Genomic DNA, 16,528 nt, shown 5'->3' on the forward strand with positions numbered 1-16,528 from the left:
TCACTCCTTAACAAATATTTCATAGTGGTAAAGCTGTATAGCAACTCCCCATAAAAGCAATATCACACCAAGATCCATACCAGCATATGTGGCTTGAGGACCTACGCTTGGTAAAGTCCACATGAGACCTAATAACACAAGAGAGACCACAAACAAAGCAATAATGCCAAAGAAGGCAATCTTCTTCCTTAAACTTATCCTGGAACTAGTATTTCCTACGGAAGCGACAGGCTTGCCTCCTAAAACGTAAAATGATATCCTCCTCAATGCATATATGGCAAATAGACCAAGAGGTACTAGTATTATACCATTAATAAGTGTTGGGAACTGTATGAAATTGAATAATGTAGCTGCGAATGATAACGTTCCCACAGCACCTAGTAATATCTCCATTGGAGTTATATTCATCTTTATCACCCTAGAGTCAGTTGCAGTTGTGCTCACAGTCTTAGTTTTTCTCTCAGTGGGCCATAAATACACAATTATACCTATTATGACTAATGGAGGTCCAAGGAACTCAATTTGAGCAGATGTTGGCTCTGGAACTCCAGGTTCAAGATATCCCCACACAGAGAGCTCTACCAAGTAAACAGCCAATGTGGTCATTATCCATGTCCAGAATTTCCTTCTCGTTACGTAAAGTGAGTCTGATGGGTCTAGGAATGGAAGCAACATCAATATCACTAACCCTACAACAAGTAAGGCTATAGTAAGTATTGGGGTTATTGGTATTCCGTTAGGCAACAGGAAGTCTACCAGTTTGAACAGGAACAGGAAGAACCATGGTGGATAAGGCTGAACGCTTACTGCCTGAGGAGACCCAGCCTGTGGAGCAGGGTATGGGTTAATAACTATTGGCAACCCATTTATGTTAGCTAAAAGGTTAGGTACAAACAGGATAATTCCCCAAGTTATCAGTACTATTGACAGCATGTAAACGAAGTTTCTTGGCCACCAGGGGTTAAACTTCTCTTGTTCCTCCTTAGTGTAGTAGGAAGGGACCTTTGGTTTCTCCCTTGTCGCAGGGGTCATTCCATATCTCTCTGAAAGCATAAAGTGAAATAGGAAGAGTACACCTAGCAAGAACACCATAATTATGTGCCAACCTAAAAGTCTATCAAATAACTCAGACCTCACTAGGGGATTAGAGGATAACGCAGCACTACCTCCAGGTCCAAATAGCCATCCTACTATTGCTGTTGCCCCAGGTATACCAGTACCCACTAAAAGCTGATCACCGATATCAATTGCATTTACTCCTAAGACATCACTCACTAGGCTGTATCCAAAGAAGGAAGCCCCCAGAGTGAGTGCAAGTAATAGAACTCCAGTCACCCACTGTAACTCTCTAGGTTTCTTGTATGCTCCTTTGTAGAAGTTTCTGAACATGTGGATGTAAGCTAGAAGAATCATAATATATGAACCATACAGGTGACTGAACAGTAAAACTGAACCATAGGGTACACTATTAATAATAGTTTGAGTTGACTGATATGCAAATGCAGGCTGGTAGTAGAGGAGGAGGAACAGCCCAGTTATTATTGTGTAGGCAAATGACGCAGCGACCATAGCTCCGAGCCAATAAGATATATTATACATGTAATCTGGAGTCCTGAACAGGGGTGCCTCATTTATCCCTAATCTTTCTAAAATTGAATCTATTATTCCTGATTTCTTCTCTTCAACCAACATTATTCACCCCTTTTTCACTATCAATTTTCTTTACCAGTTCACCCTTATCAACCTGCATACTAAAACTACTTACAGATGGTGATGAAAAAACAGGTTGTTTTGATGCATATGCTAAAGCATCGAACATCCCCACGAATAATGTGAGGAGTAGACCAGGTATTCCTATTTCGGCTAAGAATGATTCCACTAAATTATAAGGTTGGAATATGACAGGATAAGCTATCATCCTTCTTAAAAATCCTAAATAACCCGCAACTGACATGGCATACCCCACACCCATGAAGGGAGCGGTCCACCATATCATACCTATCCTCATCCACTTGGAAGATGTTGCGCTAAAGTTAAACCCAGCAAAACTCGTCCTTAACATGTCGAGAAATACTGTTGTGTATCCCATAATTATTAATGTCCATATCATCAGGTGGAAGTGTCCAACTACGTAGTAGGAGTTGTGGAATAGAGGATTTATTGAATTCTCAGGTAAAACTAGTGCTTGAGCTCCAGCTAGTATGAAACCTATCAAAGATATTAAAGCACCCATTCCAACAGGATCCTTCCAGTCATATTTTCTTGAGGTAAATATAGTCAGTCCTAGATTAAGCACTGTTAGTCCGGAGCCTGTTGCCAATATGAGTGTGGATAAGTTCACCCATTCCCTTAACACAATTGGTAATGGCCATGTCTGTAGGTGGTGAACCCAGACACCCATTGTACCTATTGCAAGGAGATATATATTCCATCTAGCCCACTTTTCGCTATAAAGCGATCTACCGGCATACTGAGGTATATAATAGTACAGTGCACCGAATAGAGGGAATGGTACATAATAAACTACAGGATGACCATAAAACCAGAAAAGGATCGCCCAAAGTAAGTTATTTACAGGCACATTTGCGAAGAAGTATAAAGTATACCATAGTGTCGCTGCTGCTAGAGCAGGTAGGGTAACCGCTATTACGATCGAGAATGCTACACCATAAGCTGCGAATATGTTTAGTCTTTCACCCTTAGGCTTTGTTGCGTAGGCATCTGCAATAAGCGTAACAAACGCTGCAGTCTGCAATATAACTGCTATTGACATTACCAAATAAGCCATTCCCATTAACTGGGGTGTTGTGTAAAACAGGAAAGCGTGAAATTGACTGTTTGACTCGATTGCTAATGGAGGATACATATACCAGCCCATGTCTGGAGAACCAGCCATTGCTATTCCTAGAAGTACATTTGATAACCAGAAGAATATTGCCATCTGTTTAGTATGGATTATGGACAATTTGCTCTTATATAGGGAGAAACCTATTACTGCTGCTGCAGCCATGGGAACAAAGGCTATCATTGCAGCCCATCCATGTATCGTTAGAGCACTGTAATACAGTTCACCCACATTAGGGGAATTCTGGTCATAGGTTAGAAACGTCCTTAAGTTCATTGCAGCTATTCCTAATACTCCTAACCAAAATATAGAGCCAATAGTGTATAACCAAACCACACTTAGAGTATCTTTTGGCCAAACCACATTCTTTATTCTCTCTATAAGACTCATCAGCCTACCACCTCTACTGTCCCAGTCATGTAAGATGAATTATATCCTGCATACTCAGCGTCCCTCCACGTGTAGTTACCTGGCTGATTAATTACAAAGTAAGCATAACTTGTGATCCCAGCCACATTATTGAGGTTAATAACCCCGTCAGGTGTCCTTAAGTAGAACCCAGTGTCGACTTGTGGAGAGTTTATGATTAAGACCACTGGTTCGCTCTTATTCACTACTATTAGATCAGGGGTCCATTTGTACTGTGTTGCGGTAAGATTAACTACCAACATCCCGTTTATTACTTCGGAGTATTGTCCTGGTGATGGAGGGTGGGAGTCAAAGTATTGGACTGCTTTTTGGGCTTGTTCAGGTAAGCCGGAATATGTTGGTAAACCATAATCAAGTGAGAAGCTCTTTCCTGTGGATAAGTAGTATACGTTCCAACTGAAGAATATTAGTACTAGAACTAGCATGACGATGAACCAGACTTCTTCAGCATGTTCCTTAATATCCATAAACCCTAAACACCTTATTATACATCTCCTATAGGGTTTATAAGTCTTTGTTATTGAAGAATTACAATATTTTGAGTTTAAATAAATATAGTATTTAAACAATAAAGCCTTTAAGTACTTTATCAACACTAAGTGTATTGATCTTTTTTAATAAAATTATATACTGAAATGAATTTTATTGTAAAATATAAAAAATATCCGTCAAGAGAGTTTATTTAATATTTACCCCTCTCTGATATCAAAAATGTATTTTATTGGTTTATAAGATAAATATTCAGTAATAATAATTTACATGAAAAGTTTCCTTATTAACAGTTTTCATAAAAATTAACAGGAAAAATAGTTAGAATTCATTAACTCCCCCCTTCCTTTAATTTTTTGAATTTTTTCAAGTACGAAGTTCTAATACATTAATTTATTTACTTATGTATAAATATCTGATTATCCTTAAAAATGGAATTAGAATCTCGGAGTATAATCAAAACTTTTATTAAAATTTATAAGGATAAGATAATATAGGTTAGCAATGAGACCTAGATCTGGAGGAATTCCAATTATAAAGCGGGATGATCTTATATTCTCATTGAAATTAGTAAGAAAGATGAGAAACCCAAAGACTAGATTTGATGAGGTTGAATTTGTAAAGAAGGGTAGAGATTATCTATTTAACTATGCAGAAAAGAACGTGGGTCCTTTAGATCCCAGTAGGAGAGCCTTTTTAAAGGCTGTTCTTATTGGAATTGGTGTAGCAGCAGTTGCTAGTGCTGTGCCAATTGTCTCTTACCTTAACCAACCTGAAATTTCTTTGAATACTTTTCCTTGGATCATTATAGTTGACTCAAGTGGTAATCCTATAAAAGCCTCGCAATTAAAAGTAAATAACCCAGAGATCTTGATATTCCAGTACCCAATGGAGGGAGACATAACTTTCCTCTTGAACCTTGGAGATGAAAACGACAATCCAATTCAAGTACCTCCAACTACAGTCACAATACCTGAAAATGGTGTCACATACTCATTCCCTGGAGGAGTAGGTCCAAACAAGTCCATTGTTGCTTATTCAGCTATATGCCAGCACCTTGGTTGTGCCCCTCCTGAAATACACTTCTATCCTCCAAAATACATGAAGGTAGGACTTCCAACACCTAATTATTTGCCTGGCGTGGCTTTGCAAGCAGCTCAACAGGCTAATGCACCAGGTATAATTCACTGTGACTGTCACGGTTCTTCTTACGATCCATATCACGGTGCCTCTGTACTGACTGGACCAACGGTTAGACCACTTCCTTATGTCCAGTTGTATTGGGACTCTAATACAGACTTCTTATATGCCGTTAGCATGAATCTAAAAGCACCAGTTATACTTGGACATTCGTCAGATCTTTCAGGTTATGCCTACTTATCCTCCTACGACGAGTCTACTGGTTGCAAAAAGCTACTTTTGAAGAGTAATCAGACGCCTTCAAATTGTTACTCGGAAGTACAAAACTATGGAAATACTTTTCAGGGATGATAGGTGTGAAGACCTCTATATTTGATTATATGTATGAAAAATACATGGAAACCACAAGGTTAATGTCAAAAATGAACTACATTCCGGCAATCGCTTCTGGTGAAATAGCCTTACTCCTTATATTATACAGCGGAGGAATGGGGTTAGCTATATATAATTTACCTCTTGAGGGACCATTACTCATAATGCACTTATACGGTGCAATACTAGTGGCTGTGTTAAGTCTGGGTCTTTTGGCAGCAGCTGTTAATTATAGGGATAAGGGGGCAATACTCATTTCTTTCCTCAATGTTCTTTCAATACTCTTCGCCGCCTTCGAGGGGTCATTCTACTTTGGCGGTATAGTTGATGTATCCTATTTGATGCAGATGGGTATGGGGTTTGTATTTGCAGTTATTACTGCATCTGGTTGTTTAATATATGCCATAAAGAGAGGTGAGTGATGTGGTCGCAACAGAAAATAAAATAAGACCTAGTAGGTTAATGTTATACACATCTCTAGTTGAAACGTTTCTCCTGGCAGGGCTGTTCTTTGAGGGAATATCGACACTTTTCTATGATAAGTTCCCACTTACCCAATATAGTGAGGCGCTTATATTATCAGGTCATATAATATTTGCAATGCTTGTTGGATTCTTTGGAGTTGCAATTTTAGCTCAAGCAATTAGAGAGGGCATAAGAAATATTTACATCCTGTCAATCCTCAACATGATTTTTATAGGGATAGCTGCTGCAGGTGGTCTAGCATTTTATGGAATACTCAACCCAGATTACTCATATCTGATGGCTCTTGGATTCTTCGGATCTCTATTTTGCACTTCATCTATATTCTTCTATTCCATTTGACTTTGATTTTTTGTTGTGTTATTTTATTTAGATTTTTCGAATTAAAAAATTTTTATTAAATATTTCTTATATGGTCGAATCACACCTTATACAATATATATTTTTTATTAAATTTATTAAAACTTCAAATTTCGCTATCTCGTAAAGTTTTGACAACGACAGACGGAGAGACTATGTGCCACAAAAACTTATATTTATAATGAGTAAATTTACATTCATGACGATAATATTTGATATATTAAATGAAGTTCATGGTTTCTTCGGTGCCTTATGGGCAGGTGCAGCATTCTTAAACTTCCTGGTAAAACCACGAGAAAAAGAGCAATTTGTCAGAATAGGAAAATTCTTCCTTATATCGTCTGTTATAACAATTGTGACTGGTATCATAATATTTGCTTATATATACCTCATACCCTATAACGGGAACCTGTTCATAGTGAATGCCGTATTGCACGACAGTCTAAACATAAGAATTAGAGCCTTCCTAAACCTCGTGGGCGGAGCCTTCGGTCTTTTAGCTTTTGGTTCAGGTATAGTAATTAGTAACAGAATAAGGCAGTTAATGAACCTTAGAGAAGGTGATGTAGTGGGACTGGAGATCAGAAATTCAATATCTACACTCTCAAAATTTAATATTGTGTTCCTGTTGCTCTCAATTTCTATGATGATTTTAGCAGGGTCAATAGCCCAGGTTATTGGAGCATAAGCCACTTAATTGTTCGAGCGTATATCAGCCGAAACCATTTAACTTAACCGACTAAATATCTAAAGGCGCAGAATTCAATTTTTTCTCACAAAAGGGACATTATTCCACTTATTAAAAGTATAACTACAGTTATCCAATAAATTACCATCCTTCTTCTGCTGTAACTATACTTACCCATAATCTTTTCATCACCGACCAAAAGCCCTACGAAAAAGGCGGGGATAAAGACTATTATAGGCGTTACAGACATCAGGGATAATACAGTGTTAACTATCTGATCATAATTCTGGCTGAAGATAGAGGCAATAATAATTGCTGGAACAGACTCAAAAACGTACAGAAGAGTCGTGTTCCTGTGGTTATGTTTGTTTAATGCCTCTAAAGTCCCCCAAGCACTTCCTAAAGACTCAACTATCAAAGCTAGTAACCCACCACATATTAGACCTATTCCGAACACATATGGTGAATATATACCACTTATAGCTGATAGGGCATACGACATTTCCCTGTAATTTAAGGGATCAATAGAAGAGGACAATCCTGTTGTTGATATCTCGATAGCAACCATCAGCAATTCTGACACTAAAGCCCCTATAAATGTCTCCATTGATGACCACTTTACCTTAACATCCTTGCTAAGAGCTGAGTTATTATATTTATAGGCAGTGGCAGAGGCTTGATAAAATATCATGAAGGGCATCACAACTGCTCCTATGTTTGCTGCCAAGAAAAAAAGGAAGGACTTAGAAGCGGAAAAATATAACAGTTGTTGGTTTGGGGAAACTCCTCTTAGAAAGGCTTGAACTATGAATGCAATAACAAGAAAAAACGATATACCTAATAACGTCTTCTCCATTTTTTCATAAGTCCTTGTAAGCACAATAGATAAATGAATCACAAAGAATAGTGGTAGGCTTATGTAAACTGGAACGCCTATCATTAATGACCCTACAGCTATTCCTACATACTCGACCACATAAGTGAAAAGGTCAACCAAAAACATGGGAATTGCAGCAGTTAAGGCGAATTTCTGTGAGAACTTTTCCCTTAGGAGAGTTCCTAACCCTTTTCCATTATTTACAGCCCCTACCCTCCCTGCAGCCTCTTGAACTATGTAAAGAGGAAGTGTGAGAACTAGCAACAAAATTATCAACCTATAACCATATGTTTGTCCGTCTGCAACTCCTGTCAATATACTAGCGGCGTCAACATCAGCCATCATTACTATCCATGCAGAACCAAACAACTTTGCGACATCATTAATACTCATAGTGATGTATAGACATCATGATTTATATTTTTTACGATTAGGCGTAATATACGTGAAATAAGGATATCAGCTAACACTAAACTCAGTCTTCCCCAACAAATGGTTGAGATTAAGGAGAATAAGAAGAAAAAGATGTGTGTGGAGTTTTTGATGGGGCTGTAGATTATATGTTGCTCACCATTTTTTCTTGCTCCCACTCAGTCTACAGATTGAACTTTTTCATGCACTTAAAATCTCAACCTCTCCTGAAGTCTCCTCCAAGGACTTGCCTTTTGTCTCAGGTATTGAGATCAGCGTAACTATAGCTGACACTATGGCTACTGCACTTAGGAATCCTATAGCAAATGCCTCTCCGTACTCTGTGAAGAGCGATGGAAACACAAAGGCAGTTAAGGCAGCTCCTATCCTTCCAGAGGCTACGGTCAATGACTGGACAAATCCTCGTATCTTAGTTGGAGCTAACTCTACACCTAAAATTCCCACTGCACTAACTGAACCAGGTCCAGCTTGACTTGCGAAGTTATTGAGACCGTATATTAGGAAAGCTACTATGGGTGAAAAACTCAATGCGAAGCTCTTGTACAACGAAAAACCTAAGAGAGCTAATGCCATTCCAAAAAAGCCTATTGTCTGCATTGGTTTCCTACCTATCCTATCAACTAACATAAGGGCAACTATTCCTCCTGGGATAACAAACAGTCCTTCTATCATTATCTGAAATACTCCAGAGTTAATACCTAGGCTTGAGGCTATGAGCGAAGGACCGAATAGATTTCCGGCATAAGCTACTATATCAAACAGAAACCATAGAACACAAGCAGCTAAAAACTGCCTCCAAAATTTCGTTAGATAGAATCTGAAACTGTTTTTGTCTCTTAAATCGGTGTTCACTGGATAAGTCTCTCCAGTCACACTTTTTATGACACTGTTTAACTCCTCTAGATCTCCCTTAATTCTCCCCAGGTATCTGGCAGTCTCAGGTATTTTCCTCCTGAGGTAAATCACAGACGCTGCAGGTATTGCTCCTGCTGCCAAGACTACTTTCCACAGAAGTTGAGGGCTAAGTCCCATACTCGAAAGACCTAAGTATAATAGCGCTGATGTCGTTGCTCCAAACCCCCAAAATAAACCAAAGCCTAACGCCAACATCTTCCCTCTATCCCTAGCATTTGAGTGCTCCGCCATTATCATTGGTGATAGCACGTAGTCTGCGCCTATACCTAGCCCCAATATGAACCTAACGATAATCAGTTGTACTGGGTCAACAACGAGGGCTTGAAGTATTGCACCTATCGTCAAAATCGCAACGTCTACTCCGTAAAAGGTCTTCCTTCCCTTGTTCGATAAAAATCCAAAAAGTATGGCTCCAACTGCTGATCCCATGAGGGCTGAACCAGTTATCAAGGAGACATATAATGAGTAGTCTGGGTTAGCCCTTGTTATTCCAAAAGTCTGTAACACGGTCAGCAATACTATGCCTATAGAGGATAGATCATAACCATCTGTGAACACTCCCATCCCTGTAGTTATCATTGACTTAAAGTGAAACCAGCTCAGGTTCTTTTCATCTAAAGGCTTGAAGGGTTTACTCATAGTATCTCTGTGTTATGATTAATTGCAGTAGATATAAATATTTCGTATTATTAACTAAATATATTTATATATTGAAATAAGAACTAAATAGTGGTTTATAAAATATGTAGTTCGTGGAACGAAATTTATTTATAAGCAGTGTTGAAGCCGACTCAGGGGACTGAATACTAATTATAAGATCACGGTAATCATTAACAATATTTTCTTATAAGAACGAAGTTAACTGAAAAATAACTTAAAATATTACTTATACTTTCCGCGTTTTATACTATGATTAAAAATTACAAAAACCTTTTGAGTGATAAAAATTGAAAAGGATAGGCAAAGAAAAACTTTTTGCTTTATCTTGTACTTTCTCAGAAATAGTTAACTAATCACAATTGCATATGGCACAGTAACGGAATTGGAAGCAACTAACACCACCCACATACCAGACTCAGCATGAGAGTAGATTCCACATGCTATCCAGTAGTAACCGGCTGGAATATTAGGTAGTACTCCTACAGCAGACTGTCCTCCATATATACCATTGCCATAATAGTCTGTAGCATTAGCTCCTACATACAGCATGATCTTACCATCAGCTGATATATTCAGGTTATTGGGCTTTACTGTATTATTTAGCACTATAAGGGCGTTATGGGGTAAAGATTGAGGGTTAGTTAATTTCACTAACACGTTCCATCCTGCAGGTACGTAAATTCTCATTTGACCATTAGAAGTGCCATTATAGTTTAGGGAACTTCCTTGTACAACTAGATAAATGAACACTGTTTTATTACTGGGGTTATACTGTAGTTGATAGGCTCCTGGGGGTAACGTACTTGATGTAGTAGTAGACGTAGTAGTTGTTGTAGTTGATGTGGTCGTGGTGGAACTAGTGGTAGATGTACTTGATGTAGTAGTGGAAGAAGAGGACGTGGAAGATGACATTGATGAAGTACTCGTTGTTGTGGGTGTTGTAGTCGTACTTGAGCTAGTAGATGAGATACTACTCATACTACTACTGGACGATGTAGTACTACTGGTTGGTGTTCCATGGTTAAAACTCATTATGGCGAAAACACCTGCAATTATTACGATAATTACTACGACCGCTATTATGACTATTGTCGAGGTCTTCATAGGTTCATGAATAGGCACATTCTTTATATACTTTATCCAAAATTTTTTGTACATAAAAATTCTTAAAATAAATTCGGTTTAAGTTACTCTTTTTCATTGCATCTAGTTCTATTTCACCCAAGAGATTTTAATTTCTAACATTCCTGAAGAACAAGAAGAAAAGAACTGTTGCTAGGCTATAGAGTGATCCAGTTATTATGAAGGGTAATACGTAATTACCTATATTAAAATAAAAACCGCCAATACTAGGTCCAAAGGCTCTGGGAATGGAGCTCATCAAGTTAACTATTCCGTTCGCCCTACCTCTTTCGTTCTCTGGGACTAACTTCAGCACCATAGCCTGGAATACAGGAGAGGTCATATTCATCAATGCATTTCTTGTCACAAAAATTATTGAACCGATGATGAATGATGGAGAAAAAGGAAGTAAGAAAAGTAGGGCAATTGCAGTCGCATGTAAGTATACTATTGTTTTCACTCCTCCAATCTTCTCAGCTATAATAACTGAGAAATAAGTGCTAAAAGCCAATGTCAGTTCTGCTATTGCAAACACTGGACTCATCTGTGAACTAGTTACCCCAAATCTGAGGTTAAACCAGAGTGACATAAGTGGGATCACTAGTCCTGCCCCTAGACCTATTAAAGCCTCCGTTGAGAACTTTCCTATTGTCCCTAGACTCTTAAGAGCGATATTTCTGTAGCCTTTATAACTCTCCTTAACTGGAATTAGTAGTAGCAGGGAAATTAAGTTAACGACTACCTCAATTAGCAATATCTCCTTATAAGTTAGTACTAGTGGGAATAGACTTCCAGCGACTGATAACAGTATTGATAGACTTTGCCTAACTCCTAAAAGTCTCTGAAAGCTTTCAGATTTTTCCGCTAGTAAAGACATTATTAAACTCCCTGATCCCCAACTCTGATAGAACAAATAAGCTAAAGGATATCCTAGAAACAAGAAGAATATAGATAGTGTACTTATACCCCTACTTATTATGGAGAACTTTTTCCTCCCATACATATCCCCTAGAAAAGAGAGGGTTAAGGAAATCAGTGCACCAATGATTATTGACCCTGATAATAGCTCACCAATGGTCAAAGGACTAAGTCCTAAAGAAAGGAGATAAAGGGACATAATTATAGTGTTAGCCCCCATGGATATACCGAAAATCGATGACGATATAACGAGCAAAAAACTCTCGTATTTAGTCATATTTTAGTATAATATTAGTCACTTTATAAAAAATATGTCGATTAAGGATAACTAAATAACTAACATAAATACCTTATTTAGTTATAGTTTCTCTACGTGGAGTAGTAAAATAAGACGGTTCAACCTCTTCACGACATGAACTCTGTGACAACAGATAGAGTCTAACTTCATTAACTCTATTTAGAGCACAGCTAAATAGGTGTGGCACTCTTACGTTAAACGTGGACAACCATTATTCCAATAACTTGAGAGTTCTCCTTGAAAATTACTTACTTTGTTTTTGTAACAGCTTAACTGAAAATCTCTTCAAGTAACTTCTGACATCATGGAAGACTATATTGTCGTGTGGACAAGCCTCTACGCAATCGCCTACACCTATACACTTAAACGACTTAAATTCTCCTTTTTTGATGAAATTTGCCCTCATGTCCGTCAGTCCAACAGGACATGCTAACGCACAGTCTACAGTTTTACAGTTCAGACACTGTTGAGGATCCTTTACCTTCAGCTTAAAGAGACCTAAATACCCGAAGAACTGGTTAAATGTCCCCCAAGCACATATACCCTCAGTTACACATGCGTAGTTCCCTAAAAATGGCATAAACATGAACTGGAAATACCAAATAACATTAAAGTAAAGACTTGCATAGAATTTTGTAGCGTCATTGCCTAATACTGAAAATGAAATTACTCCCTCGTAGTTGAAATAGGACAGGACAGCAAATACAATCAAAGACGCCCAAACTGTAATCATAACCCACTTATACCAATTAGCCATCCTAGAGGTCAGTGTCTTTCTCCCCAGCTTAGAACTCCTATTGTATTTCCTCATAGATCCTTGAAATGTGCCCTGTAACATGAATGGGGCTGTACAAGTGACAGAGCATATTTGCCTACCTCCAAATAGAAATGAGAGAACTGCTGTAACTGCAAAGGTTCCTATTATTCCGTCAATCAAGTATGACGGTTCCACAGGACCATAAGTCCCTAAACCATTAAACCACATATATGGAATATACTGTACGCTGTTTGATATTGGGGAGAAAGTAGGTAGCCAAATGCTATAAAACGCATACGCAAACATCATTAATAGATATCTTATCTTGTTCTCCAACTTATTCAGCTCTAACACTCTGAATGAACCTAATAATCCCAACCATATGCCCATATTTATCATAAACCACGGGCTTGCTGTTATTGTAGCAAAAACAGAGAGAAAATCCATCAAGGCAAACAAGGGGTTAGTCAAAGGAAAGAAACCAAAATTACTATACAAGCCCATAGCACTACTTATCATCCCTGTTTCAAAATTCAATATTCCACTGGCAAACCAAGAAAGAGAAAACGCCTGGAAGAGAAGTAGGAAAGCCACTCTAGGGTTACTCAGGTAATTAACCTTTCTCTCGATACCGAACTTTACCCTATACATTAAATATGTGGAGACCACTAAACCCAGAACTACAGTATAGTACATGGGTAAATTATAAGCTTGCGATAAAAATTCAAATGAATATACGACGACGAGAACAGATAAGATGTCTATTAGCTTATATGGATAGTTTGTTAGTGACAACCTCTTATAGTATACACTCTGAAACAGAAATCCAATAAATACCATAGTTGCAAACGTAACTGGTACAGTTAGGAAAGGAATCAGTAGTACTACCAAGATCGTAAATATATACGAATGTCTAAAAATGTAGTCAACAAAACTACTCAGGATCTTCAAATTATCCATCTTATCACCAACTTGGATTAAATATCAATTATGTAAAAATAAAAAAACAGATTATATTTACCTTTAATCACCATATTGAACGAGATGTTTGTTGTTTTATATTGGGTATGGGTATATTGCTGGGTCGCTAAAGTATAACACCATGTTCGAGTTCGTAGCTGACATTAATTGACTTGGTGATGTTATACCTGGCACAACAACCTGTAAGTCAGTGTTAACAAGTGTAGTCCATATTGGGTTCTTAGCATTAGCCATTCCAACTGCACTATCATAGGTCATCATTGCGTTCTCAAGAGCCTGAATATTGTTCAAACAATTTGCTGTTGGGTTAGTTGTGTTTGATGGCACTATAGCCTGGCATTGACCTGTTATTGGGTTGGGGAATATGTTGGGATCAAATACCAACACAACAACAATATACCACGGTATACTCTGGTTTGTGGTAAATGTGACCAAGTGGTCGTGGGCTGGTGTTGGTAATACACCCTCTGGTAGGCCAAACACACCATTCTTATAACCCAAAGCCTGCTCAACAGCAGTAAAGGCTGGGGAGTAGATGTAGGTCATGTGGTCAGGACAGGCAGTCATTGTCCCAGCAGCACCACACTGTGTAGTAATAATATAAGTCACGTTGTTATAAGTAAATGTTGGGAAGCCCTGGGAAGTTGCACCAAGTTGTGTAACACCAAATATTGAGAGACCAGCAAAGGCAGGGACTAAAACAAACACAGGGGCAGCATTCTTGGGGAATGCTGAAATATTACCAGCACCGACTTCACAACCCATTGCAACCTTGCTCTGGTTAGTCTCATTGGGGAAGAATGTTGTAGCAGGGGGAGTACACATGAACTGGGCAGTGTACTGGAATGTTATAACCTGGCCATTGTAAAAGGCACCAGAGGAGTTAACAGTAACAGGCTTAGTCAAAGTAGAAGTAACTGTAGTAGTTCCAGCTGGTACTGTTGTGGTAACAGTAGTGGCTGGACCAGTGGACTTAGTCGCATATAGTACAAAACCTACGGCAGCTATTATGATTAAGATTACAACTACTGCGGCGAATACAGTATTAGATACGGCTTTTTCTATTTTTCCCTTACCTTTTTTCACAATATTTCACTTCTTTCATGTATGGCTAAGGCTATTTTAAAAATATATTTAAAAAATTCTAACGGAAAAGGAAAAACAGGTTTGAAAAATTCTAACGGAAATATTTAAACCTGATATTATCACCTTAATTCATGAGAGGATCGACCTAAGTTACTGTCCACAGTTCCGACAAATTTAGCCCTCTTTGACATTTGACTATAATCATAGTTGATCCATCTCCCTAAGTTGGCACAAACTGGTCTAAATATATCTGATCTACTGTCGCTTAATACATCATTAATCCATTCAGGCACCCAGCTCATAATATGTGTCGTCATAAAGTTATATTCGTCCATGACTATTTTAGATATGTCCCCATTATCCTTTGATAAATTTATTTCCTCTCTGATCAAGAATGACATAAATCCTAAGATAGTAGATATATGGTCAGGCTCATGCATGAAACTTCTGCTTTTCATCACTAAACCTCTCGTAGTGTAAAATCTAACTATATCATTGTATCTAAAGGTCGTTATTCCCTCGCCTATAAGTAAGTAATTTCTCTTACTTTCTACCGGAGTTAGAGGTTTATTTCCAAAACCGGTAAGGAATAATGTAGTGTACTCAATTAGGTAGTCCTTCTTCGATTTACTCTTGAACTTCTTCCTTATTTCGAACATATCCACGTTGGCTAACTCCTTTAATATGCCTCCTACTTTTTCAGTTACGTCATTCAACTTATCTAACATATCATTAAATTCCTTGTCCTCAATTTTATACAGAAAGATTTCAGAAAAAATATCATATACTAAAAATCTTAGAATTCCTTGGTCACTAGACATAGGAGAACATCTTAACTACTGGAGTTATTGCTTTGAGTTGTTGTACTGTTGGTTCCCTGTGACCCTAATTGAACCACACCTGTTGCAGTCCAGACGTTGAAGTACTCTTCTTGGGATAGTAACTCTACATCCTCATTCCCTGCATAATCACTTCTCCATGGTAAGTAACCGCTGGCAGGATTTGCTCCAGTCTCAGGTCCCATCACAAATCCACCTTTATCCACAAACAGTATAGTTCCTGGATCTGTAGGATCCAATATATTTGCCCAGATTCTAGCCTGAACCATGCATCCGTGAATACATGCTGGAATTCTCTCCTCTGGTGGTATGGTTGTATCGTATAGTCTATCAAAACAATGGGTACACTTTTTCACAACTCCTTGAACTGGATCAAAGAACCTGTTACCATAGGGGCAGCCATAAATGCAGTATTTACAACCTATGCATTTGTTATAGTCGACAAGGACTATACCGTCTTCAACTCTCTTGAAAGTTGCCCCCACTGGACATACTGGTACACAAGGGGCATTCATACAGTGGAAGCAGTTTATTGGTATATTATAAACCTTAGTTTGGGGCCAATTCCCCACTTCAACGTTTAGCACTCTCAGCCAGAACATTACGTCTAGGTCTCCGTAAGGGTTAAGGTCAGGTAATGGTCCGAACATACCTGATGTGTTCCACTCTTTACATGACATCTGGCAACCTGCACAGCCAAAGCACTTATTTAAATCCGTTATTATTGCAAAGTTCTTAGATGGTTTAAACGGTAACCTATATTCAACTCCGTTTTGATACATGTCTAGGGTTATTTGTTGGGGTTGAGTACTATTTGTGGAGGACATATTATTTCAC

The 16,528-nt window shown here is 38.2% G+C and carries 15 protein-coding genes; 4 read left to right on the plus strand and 11 right to left on the minus strand.

Annotated elements, in window-relative coordinates:
- From soxC to soxA, 3 genes are read right to left on the minus strand one after another with little or no spacing between them, the layout of a single operon-like run.
- Positions 1–1,692 carry a proton pump complex cytochrome B SoxC gene (soxC, locus tag SACI_RS10080; RefSeq protein WP_015385765.1) on the minus strand — a complete coding sequence of 564 codons (1,692 nt, stop codon included), beginning with the start codon at positions 1,690–1,692 and terminating at the stop codon, positions 1–3.
- On the minus strand, positions 1,682–3,235 hold the full coding sequence (gene soxB, locus SACI_RS10085; RefSeq protein WP_015385766.1) for a proton pump complex quinol oxidase subunit SoxB: 1,554 nt from the start codon (positions 3,233–3,235) through the stop codon (positions 1,682–1,684). The genes soxC and soxB overlap by 11 nt, the downstream gene beginning before the upstream one ends.
- Positions 3,235–3,741 (minus strand): proton pump complex quinol oxidase subunit SoxA, encoded by a 507-nt coding sequence (gene soxA / locus SACI_RS10090; RefSeq protein ID WP_011278885.1) that lies wholly within the window; start codon positions 3,739–3,741, stop codon positions 3,235–3,237. The genes soxB and soxA overlap by 1 nt, the downstream gene beginning before the upstream one ends.
- 526 nt (positions 3,742–4,267) lie before the next feature.
- Here soxA and SACI_RS10095 point away from each other — a divergent pair.
- The 4 genes from SACI_RS10095 (at position 4,268) to SACI_RS10110 (ending at position 6,806) form a co-directional block, all read left to right on the plus strand.
- A complete protein-coding gene (locus SACI_RS10095) occupies positions 4,268–5,254 on the plus strand; it encodes a twin-arginine translocation signal domain-containing protein (protein WP_011278886.1) in 987 nt (328 codons plus the stop codon).
- On the plus strand, positions 5,251–5,697 hold the full coding sequence (locus SACI_RS10100; protein ID WP_015385767.1) for a hypothetical protein: 447 nt from the start codon (positions 5,251–5,253) through the stop codon (positions 5,695–5,697). Before SACI_RS10095 ends, SACI_RS10100 begins: the two co-directional genes overlap by 4 nt.
- Positions 5,698–5,737: 40 nt before the next feature.
- On the plus strand, positions 5,738–6,100 hold the full coding sequence (locus SACI_RS10105) for a hypothetical protein (protein WP_370685268.1): 363 nt from the start codon (positions 5,738–5,740) through the stop codon (positions 6,098–6,100).
- A gap of 217 nt (positions 6,101–6,317) precedes the next feature.
- Positions 6,318–6,806: a hypothetical protein gene (locus SACI_RS10110; protein ID WP_048054411.1), complete on the plus strand. Its 489-nt coding sequence runs from the start codon at positions 6,318–6,320 to the stop codon at positions 6,804–6,806.
- 85 nt (positions 6,807–6,891) lie between these two features.
- Here the strand turns inward: SACI_RS10110 and SACI_RS10115 are convergent, their stop codons facing one another.
- The 8 genes from SACI_RS10115 to SACI_RS10155 all read right to left on the minus strand — a co-directional run bounded on the left by SACI_RS10115 (position 6,892) and on the right by SACI_RS10155 (position 16,518).
- Positions 6,892–8,076 (minus strand): NRAMP family divalent metal transporter, encoded by a 1,185-nt coding sequence (locus tag SACI_RS10115; RefSeq protein WP_011278890.1) that lies wholly within the window; start codon positions 8,074–8,076, stop codon positions 6,892–6,894.
- 219 nt (positions 8,077–8,295) lie between these two features.
- A complete protein-coding gene (locus tag SACI_RS10120; RefSeq protein WP_011278891.1) occupies positions 8,296–9,669 on the minus strand; it encodes an MFS transporter in 1,374 nt (457 codons plus the stop codon).
- A 366-nt stretch (positions 9,670–10,035) separates the two neighbouring features.
- Positions 10,036–10,794 carry a sulfocyanin-like copper-binding protein gene (locus SACI_RS11760; RefSeq protein WP_088899932.1) on the minus strand — a complete coding sequence of 253 codons (759 nt, stop codon included), beginning with the start codon at positions 10,792–10,794 and terminating at the stop codon, positions 10,036–10,038.
- A gap of 127 nt (positions 10,795–10,921) precedes the next feature.
- Complete coding sequence (locus tag SACI_RS10135; protein ID WP_011278893.1) at positions 10,922–12,007, minus strand: MFS transporter; 1,086 nt, start codon at positions 12,005–12,007, stop codon at positions 10,922–10,924.
- Positions 12,008–12,272: 265 nt separating this feature from the next.
- On the minus strand, positions 12,273–13,745 hold the full coding sequence (locus SACI_RS10140; protein ID WP_015385772.1) for a 4Fe-4S binding protein: 1,473 nt from the start codon (positions 13,743–13,745) through the stop codon (positions 12,273–12,275).
- A 96-nt stretch (positions 13,746–13,841) separates the two neighbouring features.
- Positions 13,842–14,852: a hypothetical protein gene (locus tag SACI_RS10145; RefSeq protein WP_011278895.1), complete on the minus strand. Its 1,011-nt coding sequence runs from the start codon at positions 14,850–14,852 to the stop codon at positions 13,842–13,844.
- Positions 14,853–14,971: 119 nt separating this feature from the next.
- Positions 14,972–15,673 (minus strand): TorD/DmsD family molecular chaperone, encoded by a 702-nt coding sequence (locus SACI_RS10150; RefSeq protein WP_011278896.1) that lies wholly within the window; start codon positions 15,671–15,673, stop codon positions 14,972–14,974.
- Positions 15,674–15,684: 11 nt separating this feature from the next.
- Positions 15,685–16,518 (minus strand): 4Fe-4S dicluster domain-containing protein, encoded by an 834-nt coding sequence (locus SACI_RS10155; protein WP_011278897.1) that lies wholly within the window; start codon positions 16,516–16,518, stop codon positions 15,685–15,687.
- Between the last annotated feature and the right edge of the window lie 10 nt (positions 16,519–16,528).

Origin of the sequence: Sulfolobus acidocaldarius DSM 639, assembly GCF_000012285.1 — an archaeon.
GTDB classification, from domain to species: domain Archaea; phylum Thermoproteota; class Thermoprotei_A; order Sulfolobales; family Sulfolobaceae; genus Sulfolobus; species Sulfolobus acidocaldarius.

Coding starts and splice junctions, on each gene's coding strand:
- soxB (WP_015385766.1), bottom strand. CDS start 3,235: ATGAGTCTTATAGAGAGAATAAAGAATGTGGTTTGGCCAAAAGATACT.
- SACI_RS10150 (WP_011278896.1), bottom strand. CDS start 15,673: ATGTCTAGTGACCAAGGAATTCTAAGATTTTTAGTATATGATATTTTT.
- SACI_RS10120 (WP_011278891.1), bottom strand. CDS start 9,669: ATGAGTAAACCCTTCAAGCCTTTAGATGAAAAGAACCTGAGCTGGTTT.
- SACI_RS10115 (WP_011278890.1), bottom strand. CDS start 8,076: ATGAGTATTAATGATGTCGCAAAGTTGTTTGGTTCTGCATGGATAGTA.
- SACI_RS10155 (WP_011278897.1), bottom strand. CDS start 16,518: ATGTCCTCCACAAATAGTACTCAACCCCAACAAATAACCCTAGACATG.
- SACI_RS10100 (WP_015385767.1), top strand. CDS start 5,251: ATGATAGGTGTGAAGACCTCTATATTTGATTATATGTATGAAAAATAC.
- SACI_RS10095 (WP_011278886.1), top strand. CDS start 4,268: ATGAGACCTAGATCTGGAGGAATTCCAATTATAAAGCGGGATGATCTT.
- SACI_RS10135 (WP_011278893.1), bottom strand. CDS start 12,007: ATGACTAAATACGAGAGTTTTTTGCTCGTTATATCGTCATCGATTTTC.
- soxA (WP_011278885.1), bottom strand. CDS start 3,741: ATGGATATTAAGGAACATGCTGAAGAAGTCTGGTTCATCGTCATGCTA.
- SACI_RS10140 (WP_015385772.1), bottom strand. CDS start 13,745: ATGGATAATTTGAAGATCCTGAGTAGTTTTGTTGACTACATTTTTAGA.
- SACI_RS10110 (WP_048054411.1), top strand. CDS start 6,318: ATGACGATAATATTTGATATATTAAATGAAGTTCATGGTTTCTTCGGT.
- soxC (WP_015385765.1), bottom strand. CDS start 1,692: ATGTTGGTTGAAGAGAAGAAATCAGGAATAATAGATTCAATTTTAGAA.
- SACI_RS10105 (WP_370685268.1), top strand. CDS start 5,738: ATGTTATACACATCTCTAGTTGAAACGTTTCTCCTGGCAGGGCTGTTC.
- SACI_RS11760 (WP_088899932.1), bottom strand. CDS start 10,794: ATGAAGACCTCGACAATAGTCATAATAGCGGTCGTAGTAATTATCGTA.